This is a genomic window from uncultured Phocaeicola sp., assembly GCF_948499155.1.
Taxonomy (GTDB): Bacteria; Bacteroidota; Bacteroidia; order Bacteroidales; family Bacteroidaceae; genus Phocaeicola; species Phocaeicola faecalis.
This window is the reverse complement of the sequence record NZ_CAOOSE010000051.1, coordinates 1-10,077: the sequence shown is the minus strand read 5'-3', so window position 1 is coordinate 10,077 and position 10,077 is coordinate 1. Positions and strand designations below refer to the sequence as shown.

Genomic DNA, 10,077 nt, shown 5'->3' with positions numbered 1-10,077 from the left:
ACAAGTCCCCAAAATTGAAAATTATCCCTATCGAAGTTTGAAGTGACCCCCAAAAGTTGGATACAATTTTTTTGGGGGGCACTTCAGTTCTGACGGGTAAAATCGTAAAATTCGGACTTGTTAGACAAATACTTACGCGGTTTCAACCTCAGGTACTGAATCTATCGAATTGACAAATTTAACCAATTGCGGATCTGAATCTTTTTGTATGAGGTTTCGGAGACTCTTTTTCAATTCATAAGCATCATCCCCTGCTGTATTTATTAAATCCATATAAAAATCTTTGTTTTGCAGAATCAATGAACGGCATGCCCCATCGGAAATTACAGGTTTCACTATTTTATCAATAACGTCTCCAGCTTGACTTTTCAAATTACCATGCGATCTAAGCCATGTTTCGAAAAATTGAAACTTTATTGCATTGATAGTCTTTTTACCGATGCAGAAATCATTTCTTATATCGGTAACTGTCGATTTAATTTTTCGTTTATCCAATCTTTCAACTATATTCTTGAAACAATTAGGGAAAGGATTCAAACTTTGAGTTCCAGAAGCAATATCCATCAGAATCTTTTTGCCAAATTCAGTCAAGTTATCTGGCAAGGATTTGATTTTAGCCAGTAAATGTTTTATTGCGACAAACCAATAATATGATGTATGTGCTGTTCTTTGGGCGTATAATGTATCAACACTTATTTCAGACAACGCTTCGAACGCTATTTTATTGATATGATCGGTCAGGACATTGCTTATTTTAGTGGTCAAATCGTAAAAAGATGCGTCAGGAATTACATCTTTAATATTGTTCTTAGTGATATACTTATCCAAATCGGTATTCCACTCTGCTAAATGCTCGATAAATACCTCATCCGTTACACCTATTCTGTTCTTAATATCTTCAAATTGGGGCAATATGTCTGAGAGCAATAATTTATAGCCAAGTTTATGATTTACCATGTATTGTAGTGTTTCATTTAATAGCGGTATATTCCATCCCACACTATTTACTAATAAGTCTCCATGATCCACATAATAGTCCATGAGTTCTGCAACATATTTTATATCTCCACCCTCTATTAAGGAAACGGAATGACCATGTGCCAATTGCATGGCGACTAAATCGTAATATCCAGACTCTTTAATGTTTCGGCCATCAGTTTCTAATTCAGAATGCAACTGATTTATGTAGGTTGAATCTAACGTTACAGGTAAAGGTCTTTCTTCGTCAGATGCCAATAAACGATAGGTTGTAAATATAGCCCCTATATTATCTTTATTTACATTCTGTTCATCAATGCAATTCGTGATCGCTTGCAAAAGCGTTGGAAACGTATAGGTAGAATTATCTTTTAACGTTTTTACAATATCTGCATGGTCGAAATTATCGGGTAGTAAGTTTGCCAAATAATTATCGAGCGCCTCCGAATTTGTTGCTACTTGATAATATTTATATGCTTTAGTTGTCGCGTTATCCCGATAGGCAGCATCTGTTGCATTTGCAGCTTGAATATAATCGATAAATGTATTTGGCTTGACTGTTTTTGCTTCAATCAATGACGTAAAATCGCACGCCAACTTATTTTGCGCAATAAACCTGTCTATTGCATCTAACGTTTTGAAATAGTCGCCGCCATTGAAGTCATTGAACCGAACTATCTTCTTATATAATTGAGCAATCACATGGTTTTGGCTTTCCGTGTCTAAATGCAACAGCAGTTCTTGGTATTCGACAGGGAACACCTGCTTCTCTATGGATTCTTTTAATTTCAATTGTGCTATTCTTTGCCATACACGCAGAATAACATCGCTCTTTCGAGTTAATTTATGCAAACAATGTATAATCTTATCGATAAGCGCATTGTCCATACATTGTATAACTTCTTCTAATACAGTGTCAAATTGTTTATTAGTCTCTGCATATTGATTTATGTCGTGGTCTTCTTCTCCGTTGATGCAGCCTTCAATATATTTTTTCAATGGAATTTGTCGAGCATCTTCAACATCGACACCATATACCAAAGCTGCAATTTCGCGTTGTGTTTGCAGATCATTGTTAATTATTGTTTGAATGCCATTCAGATAGTCGCCGGACAATATTTGTTCTACTGGATTTGCCAGAATATCCGTCTTCTTCAAACAGAACAATGCTATGTTTATCATCAAAATTTCGTTACACCACTCTTGTTTAAGAGCGACCATCTCATTGATATATGATATAATTTCCCTAACATTGGCATTAGGATTTACCAATCTGAATATCCGATTTATAGTTTCTTTCGCTTCATTTTCTGTTTCTCCAAATGCTTCAACAAACAGTTTGTTGAATATACTTCGATAGTCGGTAATAACAGGAGGAGCAACACGATAAACAATAGGGAAAGTTTTATTGATAAAATACTTGGTCAGTTGTTTCGTTTGTTCGTCGGTCTCATCTCCGAATGCACAAGCTAAATGTGTTTCATCGAAAGGAATAACAGCCCAAACATTTTCAAAACCGCTATCGGCGAAGAACGTATGGATAGAAGACCATAATTCTTTTACTTTTTCAGCGGGGAGACGATCCATGTTGTCAAAAACAAGGACTAATTTACGTTGTCCTTTTTCCTTGATAAAATCAGAAATGTCTTGCATCCATGTTTTGAACTCGTAAACCGTTGGTTCGTCTTCGCTCAAAGTCTCATAGCAAACGTCCTTTTCGACTTTATCTTGATAAATAGCTAACATATAACTCCATCCATATTTATGATCTTTGCTATATGCCCATTTCCAAACGCACAATGCAATAAGAACTGGCAGTGCAGCTATGATAATAGACAATAAAGAAAACCACCATGTTGTGGGTGTAGGTTTTACTGCATACGCAATAAATGTAAATATCGGAGTTAAAACTGCAACCAAAAATGCCGCAACCATACCATTACTGATAAGGGGATATTTTTCGGTTACGGTCTCCGTTTTACGGGCTAATAAATATTTCAGCTTTTCAGACCATGATACGGTTTTCGTACCTCCACCTTTGACTTTTATTGTTGCATTTCCAGATAGGATACCATCATCAATAAGTTTGCTTGTAAGCAATTCCAATATAGAGCGGCGTTGCAAGTCCTCTTGATGTCCCCATGCGTCATACTCAAAAAAGTAATAGTCGTCTGATAATTCACGTTCCAACATTTTAACCACGTTGGATTTTCCAGATCCCCAAATACCTTCGATGCCGATAATTCGAGGTAAAGTACATTCCTCATCCAATGAATCATTCTGACAAAAATGGCGAGCAATAGTTTTTGCCAACCTTTCTTGCGAACCTCCATCGAATTTGTCAATACCACACGGTTTATTTTGGATAAACCGCGGATATTGCTGTTTGGATTGTAGTTTTGTTTCCATATACGTAATTTATTGATTATACGAACTCCAAATAATTCTCCCGATTTACCACATGAAACTCGGCATAGGGATAGGCTTCTTGGAAGGCTTTCGGTGCGGCCGGCATTTTATTTCCCCACTTGAACTCCAAGGCGGTAAGACTGTCGGCACTCTCCTCAATCAGGTCGATTTCCTGTTTGTCGTAGGTGCGCCAGAAATAGAACTCCCTGTGCAGTCCCTCATTGAAGTTCGCTTTGCGCCGCTCTCCGATGATGTAGTTCTCCCACAGCGCACCGACATCCTGCCGAATGGCCAGCGGTGAGAAAGCCCCGATAATGGCATTGCGAATGCCGTTGTCGTAGAAGTACCACTTGCCAGCTTTTGTAACCTCCTTGCGTAGGTTACGCGAATAAGCCCCCAGACGATAGATAACGAAGACCTTTTCCAATAGGTCGAGGTATTTTTCAACGGTCGTCTTGCTCATGCCGAGTTGTTTACCTAACTCTTCGTAAGAAACTTCGCTGCCCAACTGAAAAGCTATCAATCGCAGTAGATCGCGCATCTTGCTCGAATTTTTTAAGCCGTCAATTGCTAAGATATCTTTAAGCAGGTATGCACCGACAATATCACGTAGGTAGTCTGTTTTACGTTCATAGTTCTCCATCATTACTACTTCGGGATAGGAACCGTAAATCAAGCGCGCTTCGAGGTTCTGGCGGGTTTCAAGTGCCGTTTCCGTCTGTGCGATTTCCCGTTGCGAGAATGGTGTAAGGAGAAATTGCGTACTGCGGCCGACCAACGGTTCACCAGTCTTATTCAGCAAATCGAATGACGAAGAACCACTTGCCAAGACACTTATTCCCGGTATTTCATCAACTATCAACTTCAGAATACTACCGATTTGTGGTATGTTCTGTGCCTCATCAATAGCCAGCAAATCAATACCATCCAATAAATGCCGATAATTGGCTATTGAGCGATTCTCCAATAGTGCTAATGTGTCGTAGTCTTCGCCGTTGAGCATCATCGTCCTACCTGAATAGTTGTCCACAATTTTACGCATCATTACCGTTTTACCAACACGGCGAGCACCAAAAATCAGTACTGCTTTATTGGGCGCGATTCGTGCTGTAATCTTCTCTTGAAGTATTCTATTTACTGTTTCCATACCTTATAAAATATAATGCAAAGATAATCATATTTTTTTAATTGGCGAATTTTACAAAAAAAACGGGCTATTAAATGGCGATTTTTACAACCACAATCTTATGGAAGTTGTTTCATTGTTTTTAGTAATGATATATGTTCATACTATGATGACTCAATAATTTACCAGACATACGTTTCTGAAATTTGTCCTTATAGGAATGAAAAACTCACATATATTGTGCTAATTAATATATAATTAAATGAAAATAAAAAGACAGGATACGAGTATTCCTGTCTTCTCATATGTAATGGATATTTTTTTATTTTCTCATCCGCTCCAACTCCTCATCACGCAACATTCTCTCGTTCAGTTTTTCCTGCATCCTGTCAATGAAATAGGTGCGGCTTTCGTTCTTCCGGCGTTTGATATCAGTGTAGAAGCGGTAGCAGTCTTTAGAATCAACCCCGAATATCTTATAGAGAAGTGGGGCGAGCTGTTTGAGCGGCATATTGCCGTTGTTGATGCAGCCCATCACGTCTATGCCGTAGATAAGTTCCACGAGGTCGATGGCATTGCCCGTCCATTGAAGAAGGCTGGCGGTGGTTTCTGTTGCGTTGTTGGCGGATATTAGTGGTGGCACTTGGGGCGTGGCAAGGAATTTCTGCATCTTTCTTACGAAAGACAGAGCCTTGCTGACGTAGGCGGCAATCTCTCTTTTTTCTTCTGACAGATTACGTACGGGATGGTGCTGCAACTCGATTTCGATGTAGGCAAGCGCGATGACGGTAAGGTTCATGTCCATGCCGCCGTTGCACAGTTCGATCACTTGGGTGGCGAAAGCCGTGTATGCCGTTTCCATATTGCAGTCGCCGGCTTCGTTTATCAGGCGGAAAAAGTCGGTTTCCGCCAGCAAGAAATAATTCATGGTTCTGTCAATTTTGAAAATTACACTTTGTTTTCTGCGTGCGCACATGAATATAATTGGCAAAAAACGCGGCAGAAAATAAAAAATCCAACACTCAATTTTACAAAGTGCTGGATTTCAGAGGTATAAAATTCAGTATTTTTTCACAAGGACAAATTATCTCCGACTTAAATTGTTTGTAATCGGAACATTTATTCTATTCCTGAAAATAGAAATGTATGCTTGCCGCACATTTTGGCTATCTTGCTTTTTTATCAAGGATATAGATAATGCGACATACACCGTTGGGATAGCTTTTCAAAGAGGAAAGCGTCCAGTGTTGCTCTGGCAGAGCCGACTTAAAAAAATGTCGTCCGCTTCCGGATATGAAAGGAACGGTGTATAGTATGATTTCATCCACAGCGTGCATCCGCAGCAGTCCGTTTATATAGTCTGCCGTGTCCGGTGTGGCTTCCGCGAGGTAACGGATGTTTGTGCAGTCTTTTCTCCATTCGTGCAGCATTGAAATGGAATAGTCCGGTGTCACACGGTAAAAGGCTTTCTTCCTGATTTCATCAAGACCGCAACGGTCAAGGCACAAATCCTGATGTGCTTTATCATATAACTCTGAAGAAAGACATCCGTCCATCGTCAGTACGGCGAGAATCTGAACTTTACCCATAATCGTTTCCTTTCGTTAGGCAAGGGTAAAAAAGTAGCGTGCAATTCACACTACCTTCAAGCGATGGCTCTGGTAAAGCCTTTACGGAGAGTACGTGAATGCACGCTATGCGTAAGCATAGCATAAGCATCACGCAATCGTCTCCGTAGTTCCAATTTACCAGATTTTCGCTTGAAACGCCTTGCGGTCTTATCCTATATGTTGGCGGCGAAAAGCTCCTGCCAATCGCCGTTTTTCTCAAATGTTATGCAAAGATAGCCAAATTCAGTGAATTACGGGCTATGATTGCTTGAATTTATATTTAAGTCCATACTCTTCAAGTTTGCTGTATAGTGTTGTCCTGCCTATGCCGAGCAGTTCTGCGGCGACACTCCGGTTGCCGTTTGCCTGTTTCAACGCACGCAATATCCGCTCCTTATCCTCCGCGTCATTGCGCAAGGCGAAGCTGACAGTAGAGGTCGGTTTCGTCACGGCAAGTTCCAGATGCTCTTTCATGACAACACCTTCCTGCGCCTGCAATACAGCACCCATAACTTTCTGCCGAAGTTCCCGCACGTTGCCCGGCCATGCGTGTGTCAGCAACGCTTTACGTGCTTCGGAACTGAACCCGCTCACGCTACACTCCAGCTCTCTGTTTGCCATATCACGGAAGAACTCTGCCAGCGGCATAATGTCTTCTTGACAGTCACGCAACGGAGGAACGGTTATCCCGAAGTCGTGCAGGCGGTACAGAAGATCCTGCCGAAAACGCTTTTCATTCACCGATACCTCCAAATCTTCATTGGTAGCAGCGATGATGCGGACATTGAAATTCCGGTCTGCCTTGTCTCCGACCGGGCGATACCGCCTCTCCTGTATGGCACGGAGCAACATCTGTTGGGTTTCCAACGCGAGGTTTCCTACCTCGTCCAGAAACAACGTGCCGCCTTCCGCCTCATGGAAATATCCTTTCTTGGCATTGTCCGCACCTGTAAATGCACCTTTGACGTGTCCGAAGAAAGCCGACGGTGCAAGCTCTTTGGAGAGTGAACCGCAGTCCACCGCCACAAATGGCTTGCCTGCACGTTTGCTCTTGTCATGCAACAGGTGGGCAATATGCTCCTTGCCCGTGCCGTTCTCACCAAATATCATCACGCTCATATCGGTGGCGGCTACCAGCCTTATGCGGTGCATGATTTTCTGAAAGGCGGAACCTTCACGGGCGAATATAGGCATACGGCGTTGTCCTGCCTGACGTTCTTTCAGTATGGAACGGATCAGGGGGACAAGTTTATCCTCCACAAGCTGTTTGGGAATATAGTCTATCGAGCCGAGTTTCATGCTTTCCACGGCGGTATTAACTTCGGCGTAGTCGGTCATAATGATGAAGGGCTGCATCTTTCCCTCCTTTCGCATCCAGCACAAAAGGTCTATGCCACTGCCGTCAGGCAGACGCAGGTCGGCAACCACGATATCATTATCTGTTGCCTGTTGCAGATGTTTCTTCGCGGTTGAGAGGTGGTAAGCCTTCATATTGCGGTAGCCCTCCCGTGACAGCATATTGCAGACATATTCGCAATACACGATGTTGTCTTCCACCACAATTATTTTTGTCTTATTCATCTTCGTATTTTCTCCTTTCCTCTTCTGCCAACCGTATTATTTCCACTCCCTTATCCAGCACGGCAGTCACGGCATGGCTTAACGCTTCACCATCCGGGAGAGCATCGCCACGAAGCAATCCGTAAAGTACATTCAGCGGTTGGTCGGCACGGAGCACCTCCCACGAACTGCGCAGGTGGTGGATCAGGGAATCCAGCTTTTGCAGGTCTTTTTCTTTTGCTGCATCCCGTACCGCCTGCATTTCCTTTTCTGTTTCAGTTATCAACTTTTCCAGCATGACGGCTTCATTGCCATAGGACAATAAGGCGGAAAAGTCCGGTTTCCCGTCCGGTGTCGCTTTTATGGCACACCTGTCGGAAACCTCCATCAGTTCCGATATGGAGAACGGTTTGAACAGGCATCCGGCAAAGCCTTTTGCCAATAGTTCCCCTTTGTTACAACTGCCCGAAGCGGTTGCCACAACCACCGGGATTGTTGGTGAATTGCCCACGTTGGACGAACGCAACAGTTCCAGCAATTCGAAACCGTTTATATCGGGCATATTCAAGTCTGTCAGCAACAGGCTGTATTCTTTCTGGCGTATCATTTCCATCAGTGCCGCAGCATCGGTGCAAGTGTCGCAGTGTATTCCTTCTTGGGAATACATCTCTTTCAGCATCAGAAGTAATACCTCATCATTGTCAATGGCGACAACATCATGGAATTTATTGTTATGATAAACAGGTGTATTGCTTGTATATCCAAGCTGTTCTTCAGCTTCCTGCATAGAAATTTCAACTGTGAAACGACTGCCTTTCCCTTTCTTGCTGTCTAAACGGATTGTTCCGCCAAGCATCGACACAATATTACGCATTATGGCAAGCCCAAGCCCGAAACCCTCCTTTGCGGCGGCATTTGATAGACGTTCAAACGCACCGAACGCTTGTTTCTGTTCCTCTTCTGTCATGCCTGTACCTGTATCTTCAACGACCAGTGTCAGAACTCCATTATCATATTCAGTAATCAAAGAAACACCGCCTTCTTCTGTGAACTTGACAGCGTTTGACAGCAGGTTATTCCCGATTTGTATTATTCGCTCTTTGTCGGTCAATACAATGGCATCGTGTCCAGTCTTCACGGACAAGGACAGCCCTTTGTTCACGGCAACAGGCATGAACTCCGTTTCAAGTGTGTGCGTGATTGCTGAAATCCGGCAGGGTGACAGACGGGGCTGTTCCTTGCCGTTGTCCAGGCGGAAGAAGTCAAGCAAAGTGTTAAGCATATCCCGCATACGGTCGGAGGATTGCAGTATGTTTTGGATATACTGCCCGGACTTATCCTCACACTGTTCTTTCCGTATCAGTCCGGCATAGCCTGTTATTGCTGTCAGCGGTGTGCGCAGTTCATGGGTGATAGTATGTACCGCCTTCTTCCTTGACGTTATCAGTGCCTCGTTCCGTTGTACGGATTGTTCCAGTTGCCTTATCAAATCAGTTGTCTTGTGCTTGTATTGTTTAATGCTTTTTGCATCACGATGTATGATGATGTAGGAAATTAACAACAATAGAAGAACGAATCCCATTAAACCGCCTACTTGCATAAATGACTTTTCACGCATGGCAACTATTTCGTTTTCCCGGCTTTGCAGTTCGGTTTGTACCTTTTCTTCTATTTGGCAAATTAATTCTTGCAGTTGTCTGTTAAGTTCTGCATTACGAGCTGCAAGGCTGTCGGCTTGTTCCGACAATTGGCGATCCTGCACTTTCTGTTCGCTGATTACGTTTCTATTGACCGAATGAAGGATAGTGGTTGATACTGCTGGAGTTACTTCCTTTTTTTTGCCGAATATGCCTAAGAAACCTTTTCGTTTTGGCTTTTTGGACTGTTCCTGCACACTTTTCTGTACAATAACCGGAATTTGATTGGCTATCTTCTTGTTAATAGATTGTTGTTCATCCATTAACCGGACTATCTGGAACATCTGTCGTTCCTTATCCTCTAAAAGACTGCGCACACTATCGATGCGCTCTGCTGGATAGGTGGCCTTGAAACGGCAGAGCATACTGTCCATTGCCATACGCCGTGCATGGTAATGCTCGATATCTTTATCGTTCCATTCCAGTATTGTTTCACCCAATAGAGAAAATTTTATCATTTGAATATTGATATTGTTTATTTCTTTTCGGAGCTCGTCTATTTTTTTATTGCCAAGTTCTAATGCTTCTATCTCCTGCCATTCATAGAGGCTATTATATGCCATACATCCGATAAGAATGGAGATAAGTATATATCCCAACCGTATTGCCTTATAGAAATTTCCTGACCGCTCCATTATTTTAATGACATTGATTTTTGGAACATGAATAAAAGTTTATCTTTTTCGTTCATGCGGAT

At 42.3% G+C, this 10,077-nt stretch carries 6 protein-coding genes; all 6 read right to left on the bottom strand.

The genetic code is table 11. From position 1 onward, the window contains the following. Positions 1 to 132: 132 nt before the first annotated feature. The 6 genes from QYT14_RS18715 to QYT14_RS18690 all read right to left on the bottom strand — a co-directional run bounded on the left by QYT14_RS18715 (position 133) and on the right by QYT14_RS18690 (position 10,015). Positions 133 to 3,387 (bottom strand): P-loop NTPase fold protein, encoded by a 3,255-nt coding sequence (locus QYT14_RS18715; RefSeq protein WP_004291481.1) that lies wholly within the window; start codon positions 3,385 to 3,387, stop codon positions 133 to 135. A 16-nt stretch (positions 3,388 to 3,403) separates the two neighbouring features. Beyond that, on the bottom strand, positions 3,404 to 4,534 hold the full coding sequence (locus tag QYT14_RS18710) for an ATP-binding protein (protein ID WP_004291480.1): 1,131 nt from the start codon (positions 4,532 to 4,534) through the stop codon (positions 3,404 to 3,406). A gap of 301 nt (positions 4,535 to 4,835) precedes the next feature. Further along, on the bottom strand, positions 4,836 to 5,441 hold the full coding sequence (locus QYT14_RS18705; protein ID WP_004304269.1) for an RteC domain-containing protein: 606 nt from the start codon (positions 5,439 to 5,441) through the stop codon (positions 4,836 to 4,838). A 238-nt stretch (positions 5,442 to 5,679) separates the two neighbouring features. Then, on the bottom strand, positions 5,680 to 6,102 hold the full coding sequence (locus QYT14_RS18700; protein WP_004291474.1) for a dihydrofolate reductase family protein: 423 nt from the start codon (positions 6,100 to 6,102) through the stop codon (positions 5,680 to 5,682). Between the two features lie 279 nt (positions 6,103 to 6,381). After that, complete coding sequence (locus QYT14_RS18695) at positions 6,382 to 7,704, bottom strand: sigma-54 dependent transcriptional regulator (RefSeq protein WP_004291471.1); 1,323 nt, start codon at positions 7,702 to 7,704, stop codon at positions 6,382 to 6,384. Then, the gene (locus tag QYT14_RS18690; RefSeq protein ID WP_004291467.1) at positions 7,697 to 10,015 is read right to left on the bottom strand and encodes an ATP-binding protein; all 2,319 of its coding nucleotides are present in this window, start codon (positions 10,013 to 10,015) and stop codon (positions 7,697 to 7,699) included. The genes QYT14_RS18695 and QYT14_RS18690 overlap by 8 nt, the downstream gene beginning before the upstream one ends. Positions 10,016 to 10,077 lie beyond the last annotated feature (62 nt).

What these genes read in the sequence shown, in the direction of transcription:
- QYT14_RS18690 (WP_004291467.1), bottom strand. Translation starts at nt 10,015, where the DNA reads ATGGAGCGGTCAGGAAATTTCTATAAGGCAATACGGTTGGGATATATA.
- QYT14_RS18695 (WP_004291471.1), bottom strand. Translation starts at nt 7,704, where the DNA reads ATGAATAAGACAAAAATAATTGTGGTGGAAGACAACATCGTGTATTGC.
- QYT14_RS18715 (WP_004291481.1), bottom strand. Translation starts at nt 3,387, where the DNA reads ATGGAAACAAAACTACAATCCAAACAGCAATATCCGCGGTTTATCCAA.
- QYT14_RS18710 (WP_004291480.1), bottom strand. Translation starts at nt 4,534, where the DNA reads ATGGAAACAGTAAATAGAATACTTCAAGAGAAGATTACAGCACGAATC.
- QYT14_RS18705 (WP_004304269.1), bottom strand. Translation starts at nt 5,441, where the DNA reads ATGAATTATTTCTTGCTGGCGGAAACCGACTTTTTCCGCCTGATAAAC.
- QYT14_RS18700 (WP_004291474.1), bottom strand. Translation starts at nt 6,102, where the DNA reads ATGGGTAAAGTTCAGATTCTCGCCGTACTGACGATGGACGGATGTCTT.